The organism is Rhodophyticola sp. CCM32 (assembly GCF_004751985.1).
In the GTDB taxonomy this organism is placed as follows: Bacteria; Pseudomonadota; Alphaproteobacteria; order Rhodobacterales; family Rhodobacteraceae; genus Rhodophyticola.
Genome location: NZ_CP038492.1, coordinates 1233048 through 1258048 on the forward strand (window position 1 = coordinate 1233048; position 25001 = coordinate 1258048).

27 protein-coding genes, 1 tRNA gene and 1 pseudogene are annotated in these 25001 nt (G+C 59.6%); 17 read left to right on the plus strand and 12 right to left on the minus strand.

Annotated elements, in window-relative coordinates:
• Positions 1–17: 17 nt before the first annotated feature.
• The 6 genes from E2K80_RS05990 to E2K80_RS06015 all read right to left on the minus strand — a co-directional run bounded on the left by E2K80_RS05990 (position 18) and on the right by E2K80_RS06015 (position 5837).
• Entirely contained in the window at positions 18–890 is an 873-nt protein-coding gene (locus E2K80_RS05990; protein ID WP_135376493.1) for an ATPase, read from the minus strand.
• 265 nt (positions 891–1155) lie between these two features.
• A complete protein-coding gene (locus tag E2K80_RS05995) occupies positions 1156–2070 on the minus strand; it encodes a DMT family transporter (RefSeq protein ID WP_168193115.1) in 915 nt (304 codons plus the stop codon).
• Positions 2071–2179: 109 nt separating this feature from the next.
• Positions 2180–3277, minus strand: coding sequence for an OmpP1/FadL family transporter (locus tag E2K80_RS06000; protein ID WP_135373687.1), 1098 nt, complete (start codon positions 3275–3277; stop codon positions 2180–2182).
• Between the two features lie 148 nt (positions 3278–3425).
• Positions 3426–4331, minus strand: a complete 906-nt coding sequence (locus tag E2K80_RS06005) for a DMT family transporter (RefSeq protein WP_135373689.1) — start codon at positions 4329–4331, stop codon at positions 3426–3428.
• 90 nt (positions 4332–4421) lie between these two features.
• Positions 4422–5240: a nucleoside triphosphate pyrophosphohydrolase gene (gene mazG, locus E2K80_RS06010; RefSeq protein ID WP_135373691.1), complete on the minus strand. Its 819-nt coding sequence runs from the start codon at positions 5238–5240 to the stop codon at positions 4422–4424.
• A 90-nt stretch (positions 5241–5330) separates the two neighbouring features.
• The gene (locus E2K80_RS06015) at positions 5331–5837 is read right to left on the minus strand and encodes a flavin reductase family protein (RefSeq protein ID WP_135373693.1); all 507 of its coding nucleotides are present in this window, start codon (positions 5835–5837) and stop codon (positions 5331–5333) included.
• 132 nt (positions 5838–5969) lie between these two features.
• Here E2K80_RS06015 and speB point away from each other — a divergent pair, with 132 nt between their 5' ends.
• The 9 genes from speB to E2K80_RS06060 all read left to right on the plus strand — a co-directional run bounded on the left by speB (position 5970) and on the right by E2K80_RS06060 (position 13868).
• The gene (gene speB, locus E2K80_RS06020; protein WP_135373695.1) at positions 5970–6932 is read left to right on the plus strand and encodes an agmatinase; all 963 of its coding nucleotides are present in this window, start codon (positions 5970–5972) and stop codon (positions 6930–6932) included.
• 99 nt (positions 6933–7031) lie between these two features.
• Positions 7032–7952 carry a lysophospholipid acyltransferase family protein gene (locus tag E2K80_RS06025; protein ID WP_135373697.1) on the plus strand — a complete coding sequence of 307 codons (921 nt, stop codon included), beginning with the start codon at positions 7032–7034 and terminating at the stop codon, positions 7950–7952.
• Positions 7953–7955: 3 nt separating this feature from the next.
• Positions 7956–8771, plus strand: coding sequence for a glutamate racemase (locus E2K80_RS06030; RefSeq protein WP_135373699.1), 816 nt, complete (start codon positions 7956–7958; stop codon positions 8769–8771).
• 140 nt (positions 8772–8911) lie between these two features.
• Positions 8912–9940 carry an N-acetyl-gamma-glutamyl-phosphate reductase gene (gene argC / locus E2K80_RS06035; RefSeq protein WP_135373701.1) on the plus strand — a complete coding sequence of 343 codons (1029 nt, stop codon included), beginning with the start codon at positions 8912–8914 and terminating at the stop codon, positions 9938–9940.
• 16 nt (positions 9941–9956) lie between these two features.
• A complete protein-coding gene (ccmE, locus tag E2K80_RS06040) occupies positions 9957–10403 on the plus strand; it encodes a cytochrome c maturation protein CcmE (RefSeq protein ID WP_135373703.1) in 447 nt (148 codons plus the stop codon).
• A 176-nt stretch (positions 10404–10579) separates the two neighbouring features.
• A complete protein-coding gene (locus E2K80_RS06045; RefSeq protein WP_135373705.1) occupies positions 10580–11191 on the plus strand; it encodes a holin-associated N-acetylmuramidase in 612 nt (203 codons plus the stop codon).
• On the plus strand, positions 11182–11673 hold the full coding sequence (locus E2K80_RS06050; RefSeq protein ID WP_135373707.1) for a holin family protein: 492 nt from the start codon (positions 11182–11184) through the stop codon (positions 11671–11673). Before E2K80_RS06045 ends, E2K80_RS06050 begins: the two co-directional genes overlap by 10 nt.
• A 102-nt stretch (positions 11674–11775) precedes the next feature.
• A complete protein-coding gene (gene otsB / locus E2K80_RS06055) occupies positions 11776–12495 on the plus strand; it encodes a trehalose-phosphatase (protein WP_135373709.1) in 720 nt (239 codons plus the stop codon).
• On the plus strand, positions 12492–13868 hold the full coding sequence (locus E2K80_RS06060; protein ID WP_135373711.1) for an alpha,alpha-trehalose-phosphate synthase (UDP-forming): 1377 nt from the start codon (positions 12492–12494) through the stop codon (positions 13866–13868). The genes otsB and E2K80_RS06060 overlap by 4 nt, the downstream gene beginning before the upstream one ends.
• Before the next feature lie 378 nt (positions 13869–14246).
• Here E2K80_RS06060 and E2K80_RS06065 read toward each other — a convergent pair whose 3' ends face one another.
• From E2K80_RS06065 to E2K80_RS06075, 3 genes are all read right to left on the minus strand, one after another.
• Positions 14247–15647: a M20 family metallopeptidase gene (locus tag E2K80_RS06065; protein WP_135373713.1), complete on the minus strand. Its 1401-nt coding sequence runs from the start codon at positions 15645–15647 to the stop codon at positions 14247–14249.
• 137 nt (positions 15648–15784) lie between these two features.
• On the minus strand, positions 15785–16108 hold the full coding sequence (locus E2K80_RS06070; protein ID WP_135373715.1) for an H-NS histone family protein: 324 nt from the start codon (positions 16106–16108) through the stop codon (positions 15785–15787).
• 297 nt (positions 16109–16405) lie between these two features.
• Positions 16406–16495, minus strand: a tRNA-Ser gene (locus E2K80_RS06075).
• A gap of 214 nt (positions 16496–16709) precedes the next feature.
• Here E2K80_RS06075 and E2K80_RS06080 point away from each other — a divergent pair.
• The 7 genes from E2K80_RS06080 to E2K80_RS06110 all read left to right on the plus strand — a co-directional run bounded on the left by E2K80_RS06080 (position 16710) and on the right by E2K80_RS06110 (position 22165).
• Complete coding sequence (locus E2K80_RS06080; RefSeq protein ID WP_168193116.1) at positions 16710–17600, plus strand: DUF2059 domain-containing protein; 891 nt, start codon at positions 16710–16712, stop codon at positions 17598–17600.
• Between the two features lie 246 nt (positions 17601–17846).
• A complete protein-coding gene (locus E2K80_RS06085; RefSeq protein WP_135373719.1) occupies positions 17847–18500 on the plus strand; it encodes a 50S ribosomal protein L21 in 654 nt (217 codons plus the stop codon).
• A gap of 12 nt (positions 18501–18512) precedes the next feature.
• A complete protein-coding gene (gene rpmA / locus E2K80_RS06090) occupies positions 18513–18782 on the plus strand; it encodes a 50S ribosomal protein L27 (protein ID WP_135373721.1) in 270 nt (89 codons plus the stop codon).
• Between the two features lie 157 nt (positions 18783–18939).
• Entirely contained in the window at positions 18940–19476 is a 537-nt protein-coding gene (locus E2K80_RS06095; RefSeq protein ID WP_135373722.1) for a GNAT family N-acetyltransferase, read from the plus strand.
• Between the two features lie 719 nt (positions 19477–20195).
• Positions 20196–20501: a hypothetical protein gene (locus E2K80_RS06100; protein ID WP_135373726.1), complete on the plus strand. Its 306-nt coding sequence runs from the start codon at positions 20196–20198 to the stop codon at positions 20499–20501.
• A 425-nt stretch (positions 20502–20926) separates the two neighbouring features.
• Complete coding sequence (plsY, locus tag E2K80_RS06105; protein ID WP_210405431.1) at positions 20927–21595, plus strand: glycerol-3-phosphate 1-O-acyltransferase PlsY; 669 nt, start codon at positions 20927–20929, stop codon at positions 21593–21595.
• Between the two features lie 285 nt (positions 21596–21880).
• Entirely contained in the window at positions 21881–22165 is a 285-nt protein-coding gene (locus tag E2K80_RS06110; protein ID WP_135373729.1) for a hypothetical protein, read from the plus strand.
• Between the two features lie 29 nt (positions 22166–22194).
• Here E2K80_RS06110 and E2K80_RS06115 read toward each other — a convergent pair whose 3' ends face one another.
• The 3 genes and pseudogenes from E2K80_RS06115 to E2K80_RS06125 all read right to left on the minus strand — a co-directional run bounded on the left by E2K80_RS06115 (position 22195) and on the right by E2K80_RS06125 (position 23725).
• Positions 22195–22569: a transposase gene (locus E2K80_RS06115; protein WP_135373732.1), complete on the minus strand. Its 375-nt coding sequence runs from the start codon at positions 22567–22569 to the stop codon at positions 22195–22197.
• A 332-nt stretch (positions 22570–22901) separates the two neighbouring features.
• Positions 22902–23180: pseudogene (locus tag E2K80_RS06120) on the minus strand (transposase); the annotation flags it as partial.
• Positions 23181–23350: 170 nt separating this feature from the next.
• A complete protein-coding gene (locus E2K80_RS06125) occupies positions 23351–23725 on the minus strand; it encodes a transposase (RefSeq protein ID WP_135371899.1) in 375 nt (124 codons plus the stop codon).
• 159 nt (positions 23726–23884) lie between these two features.
• On the opposite strand from E2K80_RS06125, the gene E2K80_RS06130 reads away from it, so the two are divergent.
• Positions 23885–24979, plus strand: a complete 1095-nt coding sequence (locus E2K80_RS06130) for an IS630 family transposase (RefSeq protein ID WP_135372316.1) — start codon at positions 23885–23887, stop codon at positions 24977–24979.
• The last annotated feature ends 22 nt before the right edge of the window (positions 24980–25001 follow it).

Consider the following 25001-nt stretch of genomic DNA (forward strand, 5'->3'; position numbering starts at 1 on the left):
GACAGAAGAGGGCTGACTTAAGCGCTTTCCGCGCGCCTGCCAAGGGCGATGCCGATCAGGTCTGTGGCATCCTGCCCGTCGCGGATCGACGCAACCTCATCGGCTGTCACCGTGACACCCCAGTTTCGCGCCATGGCCCGGTACAGCGGGGCACGATGGGCCAGCGCAGAGGCATAGGCGAAACGCACAAAGTCATCCGGGTCAACATTATCAGGCAAGACGTTGTTTTCCTTCAGGTAAGAAGTCCACTGCATGATCAGGAATTCAGGCTGATAATACATCGGCTTGGGCGCCTGATCAAACCGGCGGATCAGCTCGGCCGTGTGATCCTCGCTGCCTTCGATCCAGACCATCAGGGTATTTCTGGCAAGGGTCGTCAGAACCTCATCTTTCGGGTTCTCCGGCTCCACCACCTCGCAGATGGAGCCGCCGGTATCGCAGATGAAATTCGGGTAGCCATACAGATCACGGGCCCGGGCGATGAAACCGGGCGTGTCCAGCAGCGCATTGATCTCGGCCCGGCGGTGCAGGGCCTGCCGGTATTGATAATCGTCAAAACCCAGCCCGCCCTTGGACGGATCGCCGGGTTTGCCCAGAAAGCTGGACAGCGGGTCCAGATTGTCAAAGGTGATGTTGGAGCCGATATAGATCGAATCCGAGCGCAGAAGCCCGGCCAGAAACGGGGTCTGCATGGCCACGCGTTTCAGGTTATCGGCGATATGTTCGCCCATATAGGCAGTGCCGATGCGGTAGTCGACCGAGTAATGGAACCAGCCCCCATCGCCGCGCAGCATGCTGGCCAGCCGGGTCTTGCCCAGACCCGACATGCCGAAAACCAGCAGGTGTTTCTCGGCGGCGTTCTGCCACGCCTCGGGTGTGTCATAGATCAGCTTCATTAACGTCTGTCCCGCTCATTTGGGTCCAACCCCTAGCGCGGGCGCGGGACATCTGCATCTGGTTTTTGCGGCAGGGGGCGCATTAATTTCAAAACACAGACACGGATGCTGCAGAAATGTTTGAGCATCGCCCATGTAATCTGCAACGCACATGGATAGCGTGGAGGGCAGTGCCTGAGCCGAGGGGCGGGCGCTGCCCGGCGGTGCCGCCGGGCGTGGTATAGCTGATAAACCAGCATTTCTGAATTAAGAGACGTCCCTACGGAGATGGTGATTTTCGCATCCTCTGCAACACCCGCCCATCCAGGATCAGCAAGCCAAGGGCCAGCAGCGCAAAGCCCGCAAAGGCCTCTGCCGCCAGACGTTCCCCCAGGATCAGCGCGCCAAGCAGGATCGCCACAGGCGGGATCAGCAGGGTCACCAGCATCGCATTGCCGCTGCCCGCCATGGCCAGCACCCGGTAATACAGCAGATAGGCCATGGCCGTGCCCAGAATGGCGAAATAGCCGATAGCGGCAAAGGTCACCGGCTGTTGCGGCCATTGCGGGGCGCCGTCGATCACCCAGGCCAGCGGCAGCATGATCAGCGAGGCGCCGGTCAGCATGCCTGCGGCGGCCAGTTGCGGCGGCAGGTCTGCCAGATGCACCCGCGCCCAGGCCGCGGCAAAGGCATAGGAAACCGTGCCCGCGATCACCGCAAGTTGCGCCAGCGACCGGATGTCAAATTCGGAAAAACTGTCGAGGCCGATGGCCACCGCAACCCCGAAAAAGGCGATGCAGACACCAATGCCCCGCCTCAGCGTCAAACGCTCATCCCGAAAGATCATGGCCGCGACCAGCACCCCGAACACGGCAGTGCCCGCATTGAAGATCGAGGTCAGACCGGTTTCGATAAACTGCTGCCCCCAGGCCATCAGGATGAAGGGCAGCACATTGTTCAGAGCCCCCATGACCAGAAACGCGCCCCAGATCCGGGGCTCTCGCGGCAGGGGCAGGCCCTTCCAGGCGACATAGCCCCAAAGCAGCAGGCAGGCCCAGACAACCCGGTGCGCCACAAGGGTCATCACCGGCACCTCGGTCAGGGCGAGTTTGATCGACAGGAAGGACGCGCCCCAGATCACGCCCAGAAGCGTCATCTCGGCCCAGGCCCGGGTGGAGAGGGATTGCTGTGTCATGGGCGCGGTCTATCAGCGCTCATGAAGCGGCGCGACCCGGAACCTGCGCAACACCACCCCCGCCGGACAGGGGCGGGGGGTGTGGTGACGTTCTGTCAGAAGGTTTGGATCAGAACCGGAACCCGACCCGCATACCGACGCCAAAGACCTCATTATCGTCAAAGGTCAACTGGCCGCCGGGAACAAGGGGGTTCTGCACAATCTGGTCGCCGGGGACGCCATAGGTAACCCCGCCGGAGATCACCAGCCCATTCTCGTTTTCATAGCTTCCCGCGACTGTCAGGCTGTCGAGACCGGTTGTCGGTGCAAGCGCCGTATCACTTGGGATCGTCCCATTGGTGCGGTGCGTATATGAAATTGACCCGGACCAGTTTTCGTTGAACTGGCGGCCAAACCCGATGACATATTCGGTGGAATCCGAGGTGAAGCCCACGTAATTCCCGCGGGTTGTTGTCAGGGTAAACCCATCCCAAAATGTGTGCCGTATCCCGCCGAACAGCAGCGTGTCCTCAGCGATACCGGTCTGGAAATCCAGGTTGATGCTGTCAGGAAATTCGACGTCAAAGGTTGTGTTGACTGCGGCACCGCCGGTTCCAAATGGCACAGGCGCGGGCGTTTCGACGGCATCGAATGTCACGTCAATCGTGGAATTATAGGTCAGCGCAACGCGCAGGGCGATGTCGGGGATTTCATAGGCCACGCCGATCAGACCGCCAAAGCCGATATCACTGTCCCCGGTCAGATCAACAAACCCCGTAGCGCCGACACTCGTAAAGATGCTGCCGTCAACATAAAGCGTTCGCAGGCCGGCATGGGCGCTGAAGCCGTTTCCGAATTCATAACGTCCGACAAAGGTGAAGGACTCCGTTTCGAAGGTCGCATTGCCGCCAAAAAACGGGGTGCCGCCGGGATATGAAACCGCCGCGCCGAAAGGCTGGTCATAGATGATTGCGAAAGACAGCTGATCATTGAACCGGTGAAGGAAGCCAAGACCGGCCTGATTGTAACTTTGCAGAGGGTTGGACACGATGGAGCTGGAGGTATTGGCTTCCGGTGACGCATAGCCGTAGGACAATTCCACATAATTGCCGCTTGCGCCCACATCTTCGAAAAGAATGCGCATTGACTGATTGGTCCGGTTGAGATCGGCCGAGGCCAGGCTTGTGCTGGCAAGCAAGGCTGCACTGGCTGTGACGGCGATTTTCATTGCTCTTCCTCCTAAAGGTATTATTTGATTTTTTGCCCCGTATTATTCTAGGCGCAACAAACCTGATCCGGTCAAATCTTCCTTTGGGTCAAGCGATGCTTTGCCATCTGGCAAGGCGCTTTTCATGGGAGGTTGTGTCTGATTTACATCACTTCACCTGCGAAGGCGGGCGGCGTGTTTCGGCAAGAATATTGACGTAATTGGCCACAAAGATCAACGCAGCCCCGGCAATGACCGCCCAGTCCAACGGCTCTGCATAAAGCGCCATACCCACCAGCGCGATGGCGGGCAGGCGGATGAAATCCATCGGCATGACGATGCTTGCAGGCGCGATGCTCAGCGCCTTGGTCATGCAGAAATGCGCGGTCAGACCGGCCACGCCGATCAGCACCACCCATGGCGCGATAGGCAGACCCGGCAGGGCCATATCGCCGTCGATCAGGCAGGCGACCAGGCCAAAGACCAGTTGCATCGCCGCAAGATAGGCCAGAATGCAGGTGATCGTTTCGGTCCGGGTCAGGGATTTGGTGAAAATCGCCGTGACCGCGAAACAGATGGCGGCCATCGCTGCCGCGATCATCCCCGGTGACAGGGGCGCGCTGCCCGGCTGCACCACGATCAGGATGCCGATGAACCCCGCCAGCCCGGCCAGCCCTTTCACCGGTGTCGGCCGTTCGCCAAGAAACAGCGCGGCAAACAGCAACACCCAGAGCGGAGAGGTAAACTCCAGCGCAAAGACCTGTGCCAGAGGGATCACGGTGATCGCGTAGAACCACAGGTTCTGGCCCGTAAAATGGGCCAGGTTGCGCACCCCATGGGTGGCCAGCCTGTGCCTGCGGATCTGGCCCAGAGTGCCCGCCGCGCCGCCGATCAAAAGAACCAGCAGAAGACTGACCGCCGAGCGGTAGGTCATCACCTCGAATGTATCCAGATCGACCGAAACCTTGCGTCCCGCCACGGCCATCGCGCTGAAAGAGACAATCGCCCCGATCATCCAGAATGCCGCCCGCCCCGGATGGGATTGCGGCCCCGCTGCGGTGCTTGCCTCACGCATGGAACCCTGCCTCATCATCACGGCGCGTTTGTGGGCCGTATCCTGCCGGTGTTCAATGGCTATGTCAGAGAGGGGGCCGGGCCGGCTGCGTTACAATCCCGCGCGTTTGGCGGCATCCCAAAGCGCATCCATTTCGTCCAGATCACTGTCAGCGGGGCGTTTCCCGGCCTCAGCCAAAGCCGCCTCGATATAGGCGAAACGGCGGGTGAATTTGGCATTGGCACCGCGCAGGGCCTGTTCGGGGTCCACTTTCAGATGGCGGGACAGATTGGCCATGACAAACAGCAGATCGCCCATTTCCTCGGCAATTTTCTCCGGCGGCAGATGATCCCGCGCCTCGGCCAGTTCACCGGCTTCTTCCGCGATCTTTGCCACCACATGGCCGATATGGGGCCAGTCGAACCCGACGCGCGCCGCACGCTTTTGCAGTTTTTCGGCGCGCATCAGGGCAGGCAGGTTCAGCGCCACATCATCCAGCACCCCGGGTTTTGCACGCCCGGCGCGTTCAGCCGCCTTTATCTGCTCCCAGTCGCGGGTTTGCTGTTCAGCGGATTTATCGCGGCTTTCGCTGCCGAACACATGGGGGTGCCGGGCCACCATCTTGTCCGAGATTGCATTGGCCACAGAGCCGAAATCGAACAATCCGCGCTCGGCCCCGATTTCCGCATGATAGACCACCTGCAACAGCAGATCGCCCAATTCCCCCTCCAACTCGCCCCAGGCGTTGCGGTCGATGGCATCGGCCACTTCATACGCCTCCTCGATCGTGTAGGGCGCGATGGTCTGAAAGCTTTGTTCAATGTCCCAGGGGCAGCCGGTCTCGGGGTCGCGCAAGCGGCGCATGATCTCCAACAGGCGCGGCAGACCGCCTTCGGGGTCCTGCACAAGCGTATCAGAGGTGTCATTCATGGCAGTCCCCGGGGGTCCGACAGAGTTTTACATGTTGAGGCCCGGCTTCAAGGGCAAAGCTTCGCGGGCAAAGGCGCGGGGCCGCAGGGGTCAGTGCCGTTCCGCCCGCAGATAGCGGCGCATCCCGTATAGCAGGGGGCTGCCGTCCGGGGCGGTGACGACCTTGTCCACCGCGCCGATGCAGATGTGATGGGTGCCATGTTTTTCAGCCGAGATCAGCACACAATCGAAGCTGACCAGCGCGCCCACCAGACGCGGCGCGCCCGAGGGCATCGGCTCTGCCTCGACGCAGTTGAACTTGTCGCCATCCGGGGCGGGCAGGCGGCCGGAAAAGATATCGGATATATCGTTCTGGTCGATCCTGAGCACATTGATGCAGAAGCATTTATTCTCAAGGATCAGCGGCAGGGAACTGGAGGAGGCATTCACACAGGCCAGCATTGTGGGCCGGTCGCCATCGGCCGAGATCGAGGTCATCGCGCTGACCGTCACACCGGCGCGCCCGGCGGGCCCGTCCGTGGTGACCACGCTGACCGAGGCTGCGGCACGGCTCATCCCTTCGATAAACCCGTCGCGTAATGTCTGTGGATCGGTCATCTGCTGTCTCCGCCGCCCTGCGTACTCTTGCATGCCCCGGCAGGGATTTGGGTGCAAGCGATACAATCGGATTATTCCCGCTTGTCTTTTGATCAGCGGGCTTGCCAGATGGTCAAAAGCGGGAGATGTGGCATGGCCCTGGAAGATGCAAAACATCAGGTTGATCAGGCATTCACACGCCGCGATCTCAAAGGGCTCAGCTTCGAGAACGCCTTTGGCGGCGCGACCAGTTTCATGCGCCGGCGCTACAGCAAGGATCTGACCGGGGTCGATCTGGCGATCACCGGTGTGCCGTTTGACCAGGCGGTGACCAACCGGCCCGGTACGCGGTTGGGGCCGCGTGCGATCCGCGAGGCGTCAAGCCTGCAGGTGTTTGACCCGCCCTATGGCTGGGACGGGTATTCGCCGCTGGAGGCGCTGGCGATTGTTGATTACGGCGATCTGGCGTTTGATTATGCCGACACTTCCGGGTTTCCCGCCCTGTTGGAGGCGCATATCGCGGGCATTCTGGAGGCGGGCGCGGGCGCCATCACCCTGGGGGGCGATCATTCGATCACCCTGCCGATCCTGCGGGCGCATGCCGCGAAACACGGGCCGGTCGCGCTGATCCAGGTGGATGCCCATACGGATACCTGGCCCGATGATGATCCGGCGCGGATCGACCATGGCACCTTTTGCTATACGGCGGTTCAGGAAGGGCTGATTGATGTGGCCCGGTCTGTCCATGTGGGCATTCGCACGGTGGTGGAGGATAATCTGGGGATCGCGATCATTGATGCGCGGCAGGTTCATGAACGCGGCCCGCAGGCGGTGGCCGAACAGGTGCGCGGCATCACCGGCACCGCGCCGGTCTATCTGAGCTTTGATATCGACGGGCTGGACCCGGGCTTTGCCCCGGGCACGGGCACGCCGGTCTGGGGTGGGCTCAGCTCTGGCCAGGCGGCGATTTTTCTGCGGGATCTGGCGGGGATCAATCTGATTGGCGGCGATGTGGTGGAAGTTTCACCCCCGTTTGATACAGGGGCGATTACAGCCGTGGCCGCAGCCCATGTGGCGATGGAGATGTTATGCCTCTGGGGCTGGCCCCGGCGCTGAGGGCGGGTCAGAGGCCGTAGCGCGCTTGCGAAGGCCCTAGAAAGAATCGCCGGTCCGGCTTATTGCAGACCTGCACCCAGAAACGAACATGGTGGCATCATGGCTGGACGGCAGAAATCAGCACATTCCCGACATGTGGCGCGGGATATCAGTTATGCCTCTTCCGCGGCCTCTCGCGGCGGGCGCACGATGATCCGCGTGCTGGAAAATGCCACCGGTCGGCTTGGCCTGATCCGGCTGGCCGAAGGCTATGATGATGATGTGCGCCAGGGTCGCGATTTCTGGGAGGTGATGGTTCAGCGTTACGGGCTGGAACTGGAGGTGGTAGGCCGCAACACCCTGTCGGCGATTCCCGCCCGGGGGCCGGTGGTGGCAATTGCAAACCACCCTTACGGCATTCTTGACGGGTTGATGATGGGCCATATCCTCAGCCAGGCGCGGGGCGATTTCCGCATTCTGGCCAATAATGTGTTTCAGCGGGCCGAAGACCTGAACCGGATCATCCTGCCGATCTCGTTTGAAGACACCAAAGAGGCGGTGCAACTGAACATCCAGACCCGCAAATCCGCCCTGCGCTATCTGACCGAAGGCGGGGTGATCGGTGTCTTCCCCGGCGGCACGGTGTCGACCGCAAGCAAACCCTTTGGTCAGCCGATGGACCCGAACTGGCGCGGGTTCACCGCGCGGATGATCGCGAAATCGGAAGCCACGGTGGTGCCGATCTTTTTCGAAGGCCACAATTCGCGCCTGTTCCAGTTGATGAGCCATCTGCATTCCACCCTGCGTCTTGGCATGCTGATCAAGGAGTTTCGCACCCGGATCAACACCCCTGTCCGGGTGGTGATCGGTGATCCGATCCCGCGCGAGGATCTACAGCCCTTTGCAAAAGATGCCCGCGCGATGATGGATTTCCTGCGCAAAGCCACCTATGGGTTGAGCCCCGATCCGCTTGATACAAGCGAGATCGGATTCGAGTTTGAAGACAAACACCGGGATGGCCCCCGGGAGAGGCATTATTAGATCATGGCGGTGGGTATTTTTGACAGCGGATTGGGCGGGTTGACCGTTCTGGACGCGGCAAGCAAACGCCTGCCCGAGGTGCCGTTTGTCTATTTCGGCGATAACGCGAACACGCCTTACGGGGTGCGCGACGCCGATGATGTGTACAGCCTGACCACCGCCGGGGTGCAGCATTTGTTCGACGCGGGCTGTGATCTGGTGATCCTGGCCTGCAACACCGCCTCTGCCGCCGCGCTCAGGCGGATGCAGGAGGGCTGGGTGCCCGGCGACAAGCGCGTGTTGGGGGTATTCGTGCCCCTGATCGAGGCGCTGACTGAGCGCAACTGGGGCGACAATTCCCCGCCCCGCGAAGTGGCGGTGAAACATGTGGCGCTGTTCGCGACGCCCGCGACCGTCTCAAGCCGGGCGTTTCAGCGGGAACTGGCGTTTCGCGCCATCGGCGTGGATGTTGAGGCGCAGCCCTGCGGCGGCGTGGTCGATGCGATCGAGGAGGGGGATATGATCCTGGCCGAAGCGCTGGTGCGCAGCCATGTGGAGGCATTGCAACGGCGGATGCCAACCCCGGAAGCGGCGATCCTGGGCTGCACCCATTACCCGATCATGGAAGACATTTTCCGCGATGCGCTTGGGCCCGATGTCGCCGTCTACAGCCAGGCCAGTCTGGTGGCCGAAAGCCTTGCCGATTATCTGGACCGTCACCCCGACAAGCTGGGCGGCGGGACCGGGGCGCGGTTTCTGACCACGGGCGACCCGAAAAAGGTGGGGGCCAAGGCGGTTCAGTTCCTGCGGCGGCCGATATCTTTTGACGCGGCGGCCTGACCGGGCGGCATAGGGCTGCGCCTGGCCACGCAAATCATCAGACGGGCCGGGGGATCAGTAGCAATCCTGATTTGAACCCGTGCCGTAATTGGCGTAGGCCGCAGAAAAATAGCAGCAAAACATCGCAGCAAGGGTGTCTCATGACCTGTTCCATCGCCATTCTGGGCGCCTCGGGCTATACCGGGGCAGAGCTTGTCCGGCTGATCTCCACCCATCCGGGCCTGCGGATCGCGGCCCTGACCGGAGATCGCAAGGCGGGGATGGAGATGGGGCAGGTCTTTCCGTTTTTGCGCCATCTTGATCTTCCTGTTCTGCAAAAGATTGAAGAGGTGGATTTTTCCGCCATTGATCTGGTCTTCTGTGCCCTGCCTCATGCCACATCCCAGAAAGTTATCAAGGCACTACCGGGTGATCTTAAAGTGATTGATCTGTCTGCGGATTTCCGGCTGCGCGACCCGGACGCCTATGAAACATGGTATGGCAAGCCCCATGAGGCACCGGAATTGCAGGCCGAGGCGATCTATGGCCTGACCGAGTTCTACCGGGACCGGATCCGGGGCGCGCGTCTGGTCGCCGGGACCGGCTGCAACGCGGCCACCGGGCAATATGCTCTGGTCCCGCTGATCAGGGCCGGGGTGATTGATCTTGATGAGATCATCATCAATCTGATCACCGGGGTTTCGGGGGCAGGGCGGTCCCTGAAGGAAAACCTGCTTCATGCGGAATTGTCAGAGGGCAGCAACGCCTATGCGATCGGCGGCACACATCGGCATCTGGGGGAGTTTGATCAGGAATTCAGCGCTTTGGCGGGGCGGCCCGTGCAGGTGCAGTTCACCCCGCATCTGGCGCCGATGAACCGGGGCATTCTGGCCACGGTTTATGTGAAAGGCGGTGGGGCAGAGATTTACGACACCCTGACCGCCGCCTATGCGGGCGAGCCTTTCATCCGGATGCTGCCTTTTGGCGCAGCCCCCTCGACACATGATGTGCGCGGCTCCAACTATGTGCATATCGGCGTGGCCGCAGACCGGCGGGCCGGGCGGGCACAGGTGTTTGCGGCGCTGGACAATCTGACAAAGGGATCCTCGGGTCAGGCCGTGCAGAATGCCAATCTGATGCTTGGGATCGAGGAAACCGCGGGCCTGACCATGGCGCCGCTGTTTCCCTGAGCGGGAAGGACGGGCGGTGAGAGGGCTGAAGAAACAACGGCGCATTCAGATCATTCTGCTGGCGGTTGTCTGTCTGGCGGGGGCCGCGGCCCTTATCGGCTATGGGTTTCGCGACGGGATCAATTTCTTCCGCCCGCCATCGGATGTGATCGCCGCGCCACCGCCGCCCCATGAGGTGTTCCGTCTTGGCGGGCTGGTCGAGATCGGCAGCCTGATACGCGGGCAGGGGGAGACCGTAACCTTCAGCGTCACCGATGGCGGCGCCTCGGTCGATGTGGCCTATACCGGTGTGCTGCCGGATCTGTTTGGTGAGGGCGAGGGGATGGTTGGCACCGGGTCTTATGTGGACGGGGTGTTTCTGGCGACGGAAATTCTGGCCCGCCATGATGAGACTTACATGCCTGCCGAAGTGATCGAAGCCTTGCAGGATCAGGGGGTTTACCGCGCGCCGGAGGAGAGTTGAGCGCAAGGGTGGGGGCGCTGCCCCCGCTGCCTGCGGCAGCCCCCCCGAAGTATTTTTGAGATAGAGAAGGGGCGGCTTAGCGTTTCAACATAAAGGCGAAACGCTTTAATCAAGTTTTAGGGGTTTTGTGCCTATCCTGCCGGTGACATGAATCATTGAGCATGGGGGGGCGGGCCATGCAAACGGTTCACCAGATTGCATCCGATATACTTGACCGCGAAGGCGGGTTTGTGAATGACCCGGATGATCCCGGCGGGGCAACCAATTTCGGTGTGACAATCCAGACGATGCGGCGGCTTGGGCTTGATCTGACCGGTGATGGCGCCGTGTCGGTTGCCGATGTGCGGGCCCTGACCCGCGATCAGGCGGAAGAGATTTTTGTCACCCATTATTTTCAGCGTCCCTCGATCCATATGCTGCCCGAAGCGCTGCATGCCAGCGTGTTCGACATGTATGTGAATGCGGGGTCGAATGCGGTGGTCCTGCTGCAACGCCTGTTGCGCGATATGGGTCTGGATATCATCGTCGATGGGGCGATTGGCCCGCAGACCATTCGCGCGGCTTTCGCGGCAGAGGTTCAGGCACCGGATCATCTGGTGGATGCCTATGGGATTGCGCGGCGGAATTACTATTACCGCCTGGCCGATAACCGGCCCGCCAGCCGCAAATATGCCCGCAGGCGGGATGGCGGGAAGGGCGGCTGGATCCGCCGGGCGGAGGCGTTCATCTCGCCCCGCTATCATCTGAGCGCGGCGGAACATGAGGCAAGGGTGGCGGCATGGGATTGATCTCGCGGGTGATCGGCGGGGCAGAGGCGACCCGCGCCCTGGGCGATGCCGCGCAAGGGGTGGCGGAGGTGTTCGTGCCCTCGGCCACGGAGCGTATGGTATTGAGCGCGGCCGCCCATCGCGCGGCGCTGGACAGCCATTCCGAGGAGTTTCGCCATATCCGCCCCGGTCTGTTCGACCGGCTGGTGAACGGGCTGAACCGGGTGCCGCGCCCGATGCTGGCGCTTGGGACGCTTGGGCTGTTTGTCTATGCGATGGTTGACCCGGCCAGTTTTGCAACCCGGATGGTCGGATTGGCCGAGGTGCCCGAACCGCTTTGGTGGCTATTGGGGGCGATTGTCAGTTTCTATTTCGGCGCGCGCGAGATGCATTATTTCCGCAGCCCGGAGCCCCGCGGGCCCCGCGCCGGCCCACCGCCCCGCCCGCTGGCGGAGGATAACCCGGCCCTGTCCGCCTGGCGGAATGCGGCGGCACACTCCTGATAAGTGGTGCCTTGGGCTGTGGTGAAGCGCGGGCGCCTGTGGTAAGGCTGCCGGACGGGGATTTGCCCCTGCTTGTCCATCAGACAAAGACCAAAACAGTTTATGCCCCCACACCCGGCCCGCGCTGCCTATTTTCTTGATTTCGACGGTTGTCTTGTGGCCATTGCGCCGCGACCGGATGCGGTGGTGATCCCGCGCGGGCTGGTGCAGATGCTCGACCGGCTGTACCACAGGGCAGGAGGCGCATTGGCGCTGGTCTCGGGGCGGGCGATTGCCGATCTGCAGGGGTTTCTGCCCGGTCTGAACGTGCCGATGGTCGGCTGCCATGGTGCGGAACATGCGCGGGGGCGGGGCCGGGTGACCCGGCTGCGCGTGGACCGGGATATTCTGGCACAGGCGATTGCGGCGCTGCATGCGGCGGCCGGCCCGGTGCCGGGCTTTCTGGTTGAGGTCAAACCGGTCTCTGTTGGGCTGCATTACCGTGCCAACCCGGCTTTGGAACCCGAGGCGGAGGCGATCATGGGCCGGATTGCCAAGGCCGCACCGGGGTTTCATCTGCATCAGTCGAAACAGATGATCGAGTTGCGCCCCGACGGGGCCGACAAGGGGCAGGCAGTGGCAAAACTGCTGAGCGAGGCGTCCTTTCAGGGCCGCTGCCCGGTGGTGATGGGCGATGACCTGACCGATGAACCGGCCTTTGCCCAGGCAAATCGCCGGGGCGGCGTGTCCGTCAAGATCGGCCAGGGCGCCACGGCGGCGCGGCACCGGTTGCGCGATCCGCAACAGGTGCGGCACTGGCTCAACATATGGGGGGCATCATGAGCGAGGCCGGGCGCCTGATCGTGGTGTCAAACCGCCTGCCACTTGGGCCGAACCCTTCGGGCGGTCTGGTGGTGGCGCTGAAAGATGCGTTTCACGAGGCTGGCGGCATCTGGGTTGGCACGTCGGGGCGGATAGAGGCCCGCCCAAAACAGCGGTTTGACAGCCATCCGGGGCTGGCCTTTGAACGGTTCAGCTTTGATCTGACCCAGAAGGAGCATGAGAACTACTATCTCGGCTATTCCAATTCCGTGCTCTGGCCACTGTTCCACGGGCGGGCGGATCTGATGGAAACCCGCCCTGAATTTCTGGAGGATTACCGGGGGGTGAATGCCCGGCTGGCGCAGATGCTGGCCAGCGAGTTGCACCGCGATGATGTGATCTGGGTGCAGGATTATCACCTGCTGCCCCTGGCCCAGGCCCTGCGCGATGCCGGTGTCAGCAACCGGATCGGGTTTTTCCTGCATATCCCGTTTCCGGCCCTTTATGACATCATGGCCCTGCCCAATTCCGAGGAGTTTATCGGCTGGCTTGGCGGTTATGATCTGGTTGGCCTGCAAACGCGGCGGGATGTGGCGCGTCTGCTGGAGGTGTTCCGGTCGCGCCCGGATGCGGAACTGTTGCCCGACGGGTCCGCCAAGCTGGGGGAGCAACGGATCGAGGCGCGCAGTTTCCCCGTGGCGATCGACACCGCCGCCTTCGCGCGGGAGGCCGCCTCGGCGGCTGCCAGCCGCCCGGGCGTGGCGCTGGAGCCGGGTGAACAGCTGATCATGGGGGTGGACCGGCTGGATTATTCCAAAGGATTGCCCAACCGTTTCAAAGCTTTCGCGCGTCTTCTTGAGACGCATGCCGAGGTGAACGGCCTGGTGACCCTGCTTCAGATCGCACCACCAACCCGCGAAGCGGTGGCAGCCTATCAGGATATCCGTACCGAACTGGAACAATTGTCGGGCCAGATCAACGGTGCCTATGCCGATCTGACCTGGACCCCGATCCGATATATCCACAGGGCGGTGCCCCGGGCCCGTCTGGCCGGGCTGTACCGGCAGGCGGCGGTCGGGCTGGTGACCCCCCTGGCGGATGGTATGAACCTGGTGGCGAAGGAATATGTTGCGGCGCAGGACCCGGACAATCCCGGTGTGCTGATCCTGTCGGATTTTGCAGGCGCGGCCGAACAGATGGAAGATGCGCTTCTGGTCAATCCTTTCGATCTGGATCAGGTGGCCGAGGCGATGGCCCGGGCCCTGAAAATGCCGAAGGGGGAGCGGTGCGCGCGTTATGATGCGTTGATGGACGGGCTGCTGCGTGAGGATATCAACTGGTGGTCGCGCAGCTATCTGAAGGCGCTGCGCGGAGTGTCGCGGGGGTTGAGTTAAAGCGCCGGGCCATCATTCTGCACCACATATGCATTGCGGAGAGGGCAGTTCCCGAACCGAGGGGTGGGCGAGAAGCGCCCGCCCCGTGGGGGCGGCTCGGGCGCTGCCCGGCGGTGCCGCCGGGCGGTTAAAGCGTTTCGACTTTATGTTGAAACGCCTTTCGCTGCCTTTCGCCTTTGGCTCAAACGCGAAAGCCGTTACACCGTCTCAATATAAAGTCGAAACGCTATAGGTGATAGGTGATATCTCAGGTTACAGCATGCTGCCTTAAACCTGAGACATCGCGCATCACAAATACCCTTGGAACGCGAAGCGTGGCAGGGTATTTGTGATTCAAGTTTAAGGCAGGGTGCTTTAAACCCGAAAATCCATAAAATATCAGTATGCGGGCAGAAGGCTTGATTTTTCCGTCGCGCCCAGATTCCAGACAAGCCCGGTCATCACCGCAAGCGCATCATGGATCAGATCGGCCGGCAGATGTTCATTCGGGGCATGCTGGGAACAGCCGGGATAGGAATGGGGCACCCAGATCGTGGGAAGGCCCAGAATATCGGTGAAGATGTCATTGGGCAGGGAACCGCCAAGCGATGGCAGCACAACCGGGGCCTGCCCATTTGTCAGGGCCAGAGACCCTGCCGCAACCTGAACGGCGGGATGATCGGCAGGTGTCTGGCTGGCGCGAAAGGCCGCACCTGTGGGCTCAAGCTCCACATGGGCGAAACCATGGGCATCAAGATGATCACGCAGGGCGGGCAGAATACCCTCGGGGTCCACCCCGGTGACATAGCGCAGTTGCAGCCAGGCAAAGGCATCGGGCGGGATGGCGTTGACCGGCTGCTCCGGCGTGCCGCAGGTGAAGGCGAGTATCTCGGCCGATGACCAGGCATGGACCCTCTCTGCCGGGGTCAGGCCGGGCTCCCCCCAATCCGCATCCACCTCTCCCCCTGCCGGGGTCAGGCCTTTCAGGGCCGCACGCGCCGCCTCGGGGATCTGGCCGGGTTTCCAGGCCTCGATCTTCAAATGCCCGTTTGCATCCACGATTGTGGCCAGCGCATTGGCCAGTTCAACCCCCGGATTGGCAATGGCGCCGCCGAAATTGCCCGAATGCCGCCCGCCGATGCGCCGTCTGATCCCCAGTTTCACCGTATACCCGCCGCGCGCGCCCAGAAACAGCGTGGGCCGGTCAGCACTGAGCCGCGGGCCGTCGGAGGCCAGCAGCAGATCAGCCGCAAGCCGGTCCCGGAAACGCCCGCATATCCGCGCCAGACCGGGAGATCCCGCCTCCTCCCCCATTTCGATGATCAGCTTGATATTCAGCCCGCTCCGCCCGCCCCGGGCCGAGATCACGGCGGCCAGCGCTGACAGGTTGATCAGATGCTGACCCTTGTTATCCGCCACCCCGCGCCCGTACCAGAGCCCGCCTGCCTCGGTCAGCTGCCAGGGGTCCCGCCCCGCATCCCATAGCCCCTCCATGCCCGGAACCGTATCCCCATGACCATAGCTGAGGATGGTCAGCAGCTCAGGGTCTTCGATCCGCTCGGCAATCAGGAAAGGCATGCCGGTTTCAGGGTCGCTGACCTGTTCCGATGAGAAGCCCAGCACGTCCAGCTTGACGGTGATGGCGTCAAGATAGCGGATCAGATGCGGCGCCGCGTCTGCGGCTGTGCTGTCAGAGGGGATGGCCACAAGCCGGGCAAGCGCGTCGAAAAACGTGCCGTCCTCAATAGCGCCTTGAGCAATGGCAATGGCCGCATCACGGCTGTGCGGGGCAGGGGGCATGGGGGCTCCATCCTTGGTTAGGGTCATAGAGCCGGGGGATGGGGCCGGGTTCAAGGGATTTTCGCGGAAAGGGTTGGTGGTTTCCGGGCAGAGTCCGGCTGGCATCAAGCCAGACCCGAACCGCGAATTGTCTGGCGTCAGCGCTTACTGATCAGCAGATCGTTGAGCGTCTTGCCATCCGCGAGAGTGTCCTTCACCCAATTGGGCTGACGACCGCGTCCGGTCCAGGTCTTGGATGGATCATCGAGCTTGCGATATTTCGGCGTCGATTTGATGGCGTTTAATTTGGCGGGACCGACCAGATCCTTCAACGTAAACCCCATCTCTGCGGCCTTGGCCTCAACCGCGGCAAGCGCGTCTTGGCGTTTGCGCATCTCGAAGCTTTCGATCGCTTTGGTGACATCCTTTTGCATCTGTTTTAACGTTTCGAGCGAGAGTGCGCCCCAATCAATATCCGGCATTTTGATTTCTCCTTGAATTTGGGCATCACCGGCTATTGTAAAATTTTAAGACACGCAAGTTAGGCAAGCAGAAAACAGCCTATAGCGTTTCACCTGAAACCTGAATCAGCTTTCGCTGCCCTCATATCAGGGATTTGAATGCGAAAAGGGATACACGATATTTCAGGTCAAAGGCGAAAAGCTTCAAAGTCAGAATATCGAGACAAAGCCGAACGCCAGATTGAAGACCAGATCAGGGGTATTGCCAGCCACACCTGCGAGTGTGCTTTTATATCGTTTCGGCATTTCCTGAGAAACTGGCGGAGAGACAGGGATTCGAACCCTGGGTAGGCTTGCACCCACAACGGTTTTCGAGACCGCCCCGTTCGACCACTCCGGCACCTCTCCGCGCTTTGATCGGGGGTCGTGAGCCGGGGGAATAGCGTCAGGCGGGCGCCCGCGCAAGGGGGCCGGGCGACAGGTTGTCGGATCAGGTCAGGGTCAGGGCTGGGGCGGGCAGTGGCAAGGCTTTGCTCAATTCTTTGCGATGGGTCTGCTTGATGGTGGATTTCCCACCCCCGGAGGCCCATGTTGGGACTGGCACTGCCCTGAAGGAGACCCCATGCTGCGCGCCCTGATCCTGCCCATTGCCCTTGCATTGCCGGGGCTGCCTGCATCCGGTCTGGCCGAAACCACGGCTGAGATCCCGGTTGAAACCCATGCCGCACCCGGCAGTATCATGGCTGTGGAACGGCCCGCGCTTCACGCTTTGTTTCAGGCCATGGGGCTTTATGACGTGATCGAGATCATGTCGATCGAGGGTGTCGATTATGCCGATGAGTTGGAAACCGATATGTTTCCGGGGCAGGGGGGCGCGGCCTGGCCGGCGATGGTCGGGCAGATTTACGGTGTTGAGCGGCTGATCACCGATTTTGAAGCGGCGATCCCGGCGGATGCGTTGACCGACGGGGAAATGGCCGATCTGGCCGATTTCTTCACCTCGGAGACCGGGCAGCGGGTGGTCGCGGGCGAAGTGATCGCCCGGCGCGAGATCATGGACCCGGTTGTGGAAGAGGCCGCCAATATCATCTACGCGGAAGAGCTTGAAGCGCAGAACCCGCGATTGAGGTTGCTGGAAACCTTCAATGACGCCAATGCGCTGCTTGATCTGAATGTGGCCGGGGCGATGAATTCGAATTACGCGTTCTATCGCGGTCTGGTCGATGGCGGCGCCTTTGACGTGCAACTGCCCGAAGAGTTGATGCTGGCCGAAATATGGGGGCAGGAGCCCGAGATCCGCGCGGAAACCATGGTCTGGCTCTATTCCTATCAGCTGATGGCCTATGATGAGCTGAGCGATGATGAGATGCAGGCCTATATCGACCTGTCGGAAACCCCGGCGGGGCAGGCGCTGAACCGGGTTCTGTTTGCGGCATTCGATGTGATGTTCGAGGCGGTGAGCTATGAGCTTGGGGCCGCCGCCGCCCTGTTTGTGGCGGGCGAAGAAACCTGACATCGCGCTTTCACTTAAAGGCGGAAAAGCAGGGCAGGGCACGGCCCCGCGAAACCGGGATCGGGCCGCTTGACAGGGCCTGTGCACTGGGGCATATGCAGGCCTCTGTCGCCGCTGGTTTGCCCTGCGGCGATCTTGATGTGTCAAAGATGCCCTGAAACACGGGCACGCAGCCCGAGGCGCGGTTTGATCCGCGACAACACCCAAAGACGGGGGCCGCAGGGCGCGGGGTAGAAGGAAGACGATATGTTTGCGGTCCTCAAGACCGGTGGCAAGCAGTACAAGGTGCAGTCCGGTGACGTTCTGCGCGTGGAAAAGCTGGCCGCAGCGGCGGGTGATACCGTCCAGTTCAACGATATTCTGATGCTGGGTGGCGATGCGCCGGTTGTGGGCTCGCCCATGGTTGATGGTGCCGCCGTGCAGGCCACGGTGATCGACCAGATCAAGGGCGAGAAACTGATCCATTTCGTGAAACGCCGGAGAAAACATTCCTCCAAGCGCACCAAGGGTCATCGCCAGCAACTGACACTGCTCAGGATCACCGATATTCTTGCCAAGGGCGCCGACAAGACCGGTGTGATGACCGCGATCGGGGCAGGGTCCGCGCCTGCGGTTGCCACCGAAGCGCCGAAGGCGAAAGCCAAGCCTGCGGCAAAGGCCAAACCGGCCCCGAACGCCAAGGCCGCGCCCAAAGCCGCAGCGGACGCTGACGATCTGAAACAGCTGTCAGGTGTCGGCCCGGCGCTGGAGAAGAAGCTTCTCGCTGCGGGCGTGACGCGTTTCGCGCAGATCGCAGCATGGAATGCCGATGATATTGCTGCTATGGACGAGAAACTGTCGTTCAAGGGCCGGATCGAGCGTGAAGGCTGGGTAGATCAGGCCAAGAAACTGGCCGAGTAAGGAGAGAGACACATGGCACATAAAAAAGCAGGTGGCTCCTCGCGCAACGGGCGCGATTCAGCCGGTCGCCGTCTGGGCGTCAAGAAATTCGGTGGGGAACATGTTATTCCCGGAAATATCATCGCGCGTCAACGCGGCACCAAATGGTGGCCGGGCGAAGGTGTGGGCATGGGCAAGGATCACACGATTTTTGCAATCGATGAAGGCCATGTCACCTTTGCCAAGGGCTTCAAGGGACGCACCTTTATTTCCGTCATGCCGGTGGCAGAAGCCGCCGAGTAAAGCCGAACCTTATATGCAGTCAGGGGGGTCGGCGGAAACGCCGGCCCCTTTTCAATTTTCGTTCATCGCAAGCTGCTACGTCTTGTGTGCGACCCGGTCAATCGCCACCTGAGAGAGGGGGGCAAAAGGCCAGACATCTGGTTCGAGGAGGAGCAGGATGAAACAGGAAACCATCATCGCCCAGGTCGTGATCAACACGCCGCGCTTTGTGCTGCGCCCGGTGCGCAATTCGGATGCGGGGCTGATGACAATGTATGCGTCAGATCGGCGGGTTGCTGAAATGACCACCACCATTCCGCATCCTTTGCCGCCGGGCAGCACCGATCTGTTCATTGCCGGGGCCCAGGCCAGTGACCGGGCCGAGCATGTCTGGGTCATGGATGCCTCGGAGGCCGGAGGATCGGAACTGTTGGGTGTGATCTCACTTGAACAGATGGATCGCAACCAATCCGAAATCGGGTACTGGATTGCACCAGGCATGTGGAACACCGGCCTGGCATCCGAGGCGGTCAAAGTCCTTGTCGCGGCCAATCCGCTGGAAAACTCGACCATCTTCGGCAGTGTTTTTCAGGACAATCCGGCCAGCGCCCGGGTGCTGACCAATGCGGGGTTCGATTATCTGGGCGATGCAGAGGCGTTTTCCGTCGCGCGCAATGCCAAGGTTGCCACCTGGACCTATCTCAAACGCCTGTGATATGACGAGGGGGTGTTGCGGCTTTTGCAGGGTGACACCCTTAGAGCGTTTCGACTTGAATGTTGAAACGGCTTTCGCTGTCTTTCGCCCAAACGCGAAAGCCGTTGCACTGTCTCAATATAAAGTCGAAACGCTATAGGTCGGCAGTGAGCCCATTGCTCCGAATGCTGGGCGGCGCAGCCAAGTCTGCTTCTCATGTGTTGGCCAAAAACGTGACAAAATCAAAGGTGGATTTGCCAAGGGATTGTGTCACAAGGTTTTTCAGGCGTTTCGTTGTGCAGGTTGCCGTAGCCCAAAACGACCGATGCTGGTGACAGAAACGGTTGGGTTTTGTCCCATCCAGCCATGCTTAGAAGGTCGAAATCAAACCCACAGTCAACAGATGCAGCGCATATCTTCCATGGCTGCTCATTTTGACAGTCGAGTTAAGGAAGGTTTAGGTACGCTGGAGGATGCTAAGGAAAATTGAAGTGACAAGTCTAAGATCATTGGTTGTTGCGTTGCTATGTTACGTGGGATCGCTGCTACCGGTATCAGCAGATATGTGGGGTTCAACAGTATTGGCTCACTGCTACGAACTGGACACGAACAACTATCAACAGCACTTTTTTGTGCGAGTGTTTTGGACTGAGCTAGGTGGTGGGCAGCTTTACACGCTAAATCCTGGACCAGGCGCACCTAGAAGTCTTCGCGAGCTCAACGAGGAGCCTGCGCGATGCGTGATCGGCAGTAACGAAATTACCTTCGAAACGGTCGACTATCGGGCCCCGACCATAAACGGTGCATGCGGTCTCTGCGAACAAACCGGTTTCCGAATTACGGTCAACGGAAACGCCGTCTGGGAAATTGCAGCGCCAGAAATGCGGCGTGATCCCATCTTCAATGGAACGATAGATATGGATCGGGACATGCTGCGTGTATGCCAAGAGAGCTCGCCGGAAACGCTTGGTGTTGATATCCCGTTCGAGCAGGATTTTTTCGCTGCGCGCGCAAGCATCGTGGTCTGCCAAACGCACAGCTACTGATCGACTGTAGACGTCTTGGCCTCAAAAATCGGCCAGACCGACACCTGAAGCTTGCCTTCCGTTTGGAACAGCAAACGGCTGCAAAGTCCCGCAAAACGGACAAAAAAACCCAGACAGAATCTACGCGCCCAAAACGGTGGATTCTGGTGAAAAACTCCGGCCTTGATCGGGGTCTTATTGGCTGATTCAATCGTGCCATATGGCATGGGGGGTCGGGCGATGATGGGACGTTTGGAAGCGCAGGAGAACCTGTTTTATCGGTTCCGGATTGAAGATCATGTCCCCAAAGATCACCTGCTGCGCAAGATCGACTGATGGACACGTTCATCGACTGATGGACACGTTCGCGCCGCGAGTTCCACCGTGCGTTTGCCGTCAGAAGCTGTAGGCTACTATGCGAATGCAGATTTGTTTGAGCACACCATATGAACTTGATGACAGTTGGTTTAGCAGGCGTGGCTGCGTTCATCGTGGCGTACCTCTTCGGGTCAATCCCGACGGGATATCTCGCAGGTAAAATTCTGCGGGGTATCGACATCCGGCATCACGGGTCCAATTCCATGGGCGCTACGAATGTTTTGCGAACACTGGGTCCACTTCCTGCTTTGGCGGTATTTCTGATTGACGTTCTGAAAGGCGTGGCAGCTGTCTACTGTGGCCGCGCTTCCTTTCTTTGGGTTGATCAAATCTTGTCAAACCCGTCCGAATCAACCGTTACTTGGGTACCTTGGGCTATTTCGCTTACTGGTCTGGCCGCGCTGTTAGGCCATAGCCTACCAGTCTGGCTGAGTTTCAAGGGAGGTAAATCCATCGCCGCTGGGTTGGGCGTTCTGCTGGCGATGGCCTGGCCAATAGCACTCGGTGCACTGGCATGCTTCGTTGTCACTTTAGCTATTTGTCGAATTGTCTCGCTCGGGTCAATCTTGGCGGCGTTGACAGCGATAGCCTTGATCTACGGACTTGATCAGCCAATGCCCTACCGGCTCTTTGTGACAGTTGGTGGCGTATATGTCGTTTTCCTTCACCGTGCCAACGTCCGACGTCTTTTGGCAGGACAAGAACCTCGATTGGGTCAGCAACCTTCGAAATCTTAGACGATGTACTTCCGTATGAGTGTCCGTCGAAGGCACGAAACGGTCAAAACTCATACGTTTCTGGCTCAGGCGAAAACCACCGTTATCGGTAATCTACATTGGGCATCTGGCCGCATATCATGAGCTTGAAGTATTTTCCCAAGGGGTCTGTATGACATATCAGTTTTAACCCGTTTTTACGATTCGTGTAGCGTTTGAGGGAGACAATCAGTATTTAACTTTGCCCCCGAAGAGGTTGATCGCGCTATTGATGTTCTTTCGCAAGATAAAGAGCTTATCTCCTTAATGGCTGGTCACGCAAAGAAATTTCGCACGCACGTTTCTCAGGGAGATGGAAAAAATGAAATATCCGAAAGGCAAATAATTTTTCCGCGGATAAACGAAAGGCTCAAAGAAGAAGATGAGAAATACATGCCCTTCTCTTCTTCTATTTCCGAGGAACTATTTCACAGAATTGAAGAAGGTATGATTAAAGCGAAATCGTTTTATTCTGCACCACCGCTCATCAAAATTCGCGTTCGAGATCAGCATCTTGCTGATCGAGAGGCAGAGAATTTTGATTCATATTAAACGATTTCTACTCTAGGGTCTGTGGACATTCATCTTGAGTTGATGATCGCAGAGCATAGGCAGATCATTGCAGCATAGGATGCATCAGTCTTGTCCGAGCGCATAGCTATGCGTTTGAATTCTTTCAGTTTCTGGAAGTAGTTTTCGATCAAGTGGCGCCATTTGTACATTTCACTATCGATCGCCATTGGCTGCAATCGTTGCGGGCGCTGGGATATGACGATCTTTGCGCCTCGCGCGTTCATGTCGTCGATGATCCAATTGCTGTCGAAGGCTTTGTCGGCAAGCATCGCACCAAATTCTACACCTTTGATCAATGGCGCGACGCCAACCGTGTCGTAGCGGTTGGCTGGCATCAGGACGAAGCGCACCAGGTTGCCAAGCGCATCCACCAAAGCCAGAATTTTGGTCCCCTCTCACACATGCAAGCATGTGCTGCCGGGCAATGGTCCAGCCGCCCTTCGATTTACCTACAGCATGCTGCCTTAAACCTGAGACATCGCGCATCACAAATACCCTGAGAACGCGAAGCGTGGCAGGGTATTTGTGATTCAAGTTTAAGGCAGGGTGCTCTAGATGTGAGCTTTCAGTAGGTTGTCCATTCGATCCGAACCGAGTTGGTTGGAGTTACCAAGCTTCACCACTTTTCGGAGGGATCGAATGAACTTACACAAGAATGCCAGACTGGCTCCTTTGGGTCGAGAGCGGCTTGTCAGGCTTATATCGGGTGGCATGAGCTTTTGTGGCTGGAAAGGTTGTCCAGGATGATCACGTCCCCCTTGCTCAGGGTCGGTGCGAGTTGGGTTTCGACGTAGGTATCGAATGTCACGCGGTTCATGGCACCGTCGATGACCCATGGCGCGTCCAGCCTGTTATGTCGCAACGCCGCGACAAAGGTTTGCGTGCGCCAGTGCCCGAAAGGCGCGTGATCGACCAGCCGCTGACCGCGCGGTGCCCAGCCGGTCGTCTTGGCCATGTTGGTTTTCAGCCAGGTTTCGTCAATGAAGCCAATACGTTCCAGCATATGTGCCATGAACGGCTGGCTGTGTGTGATCCAGATATGCCTTTGCCGGGCAACCTTGGCACGCTTCTGCTCAAGAGCTTGCAGGTCTTTTTTTTATGCGTCAGCCCGAGCCGCTGAAAAAGTCGCCAGACCGAGCTAAAGCACCCTGCCTTAAACTTGACTCACAAATACCCTGCCACGCTTCGCGTTCCCGGGACATTTGTGATGTGCGATGTCTCAGGTTTAAGGCAGCATGCTGTAGGAGCGACAGACACGCCGCGCTCTGCCTGTAAACGCGCCGCCATTTCGTCAAGCGTGATCTCGCCTTTGGCGTCCACCTGCGCGCGCACCCAATCTTTGTGAGGCGTCAGCTTGCCGATACCGCGATGACCCTGGCGTGTCGGCGCAAGCGATCCCGTCCCGCGCTTCAGCTTGACCATGTCATTGACGAATTTGACGGAAACGTCGAACCGCGTCGCCGCTGAGTGATGCGTGTTACCTGCCTCGACATGCGCAACAACACGTTGCCGAAGCTCCATCGGATGAGGTTTCCCCATAAAGACCGCCCTTGTTGTTTGAAAACAAGGAATCACGGTTCAAACCATTTGGGAATCCCGAATCCAATCAGGCGCAAAACGCTCTAAACGATTTCTGCACTAGTCACCTGGAACTGTAATTCGTATCATTGTTTGAACTGAGCTTCAGGAGGTGATGCGATGGTTGGACGGGTTGCGGATGCGGTGGTGCTGAGCGATGAAGAGCGCCGCTTTCTCGAAGGTCAGGTTCGGCAGCACAAGACGCCCCGGTCTTTGTCGGATCGCTGTCGGATGATCCTGTTGTGCGCCGAGGGGCTGCCCAGCAAGGAAGTGGCTGCACAGCTTGGCGTGCACGAGCACACGGTGGGCAAATGGCGCAGGCGTTTTGCACAGGATCGGATCGAAGGCCTCACCGACGAATACCGCCCCGGTCGCCCGCGCACGGTGTCGGATGAACAGGTGGCCGAGGTGATCGAGCGCACGCTGAACACCATGCCAAAGGACGCAACCCACTGGTCGATCCGCTCAATGGCTGCCGCGACGGGGCTGTCTCACACAACAATTCGGCGGATTTGGAACGCATTCGGGCTACAGCCACACCGCAGCGAGACTTTCAAACTCTCAACCGATCCGCTGTTCGTGGACAAGGTGCAGGATATTGTCGGGTTGTACCTGTCGCCGCCGAACCGGGCTATCGTGTTGTGCGTAGACGAGAAATCCCAGATTCAAGCGCTGGATCGGGAACAGCCGGTCCTGCCCATGGCGCCCGGCGTGGCTGAGCGGAGAACTCACACTTACATCCGCCACGGTACGACCTCGCTCTTTGCCGCTCTGGATATTGCCACCGGTGCCGTGATCGGAAAGTGCTACAAACGGCATCGTGCAACAGAGTTTCCGGACTTTCTCAAAAAGATCGACCGGCACGTGCCCGCAGGCCCCGACGTGCATATCGTCATGGACAATTATGCCACCCACAAGACGCCGAGGGTCAAGGCTTGGCTGGCGCGCCGCCCGCATTGGCACGTCCACTTCACGCCTACGTCAGCGTCATGGATCAACCAGGTGGACCGCTGGTTCGCCGAATTGACCCGCAAGCAGCTACAGCGGGGCGTGCACCGATCAACCGTAGAGTTGGAGGCCGACATTGTGGCATTCATCGAGGCCCACAACGAGAACCCAACGCCGTACAAGTGGGTCAAATCCGCAGACGAAATCCTCGCATCCGTCAAACGGTTCTGCCAGCAAACTCAGCAAACCTTATGCCGCGAACTTTAGATACAGGTGACTAGGGCGTAGA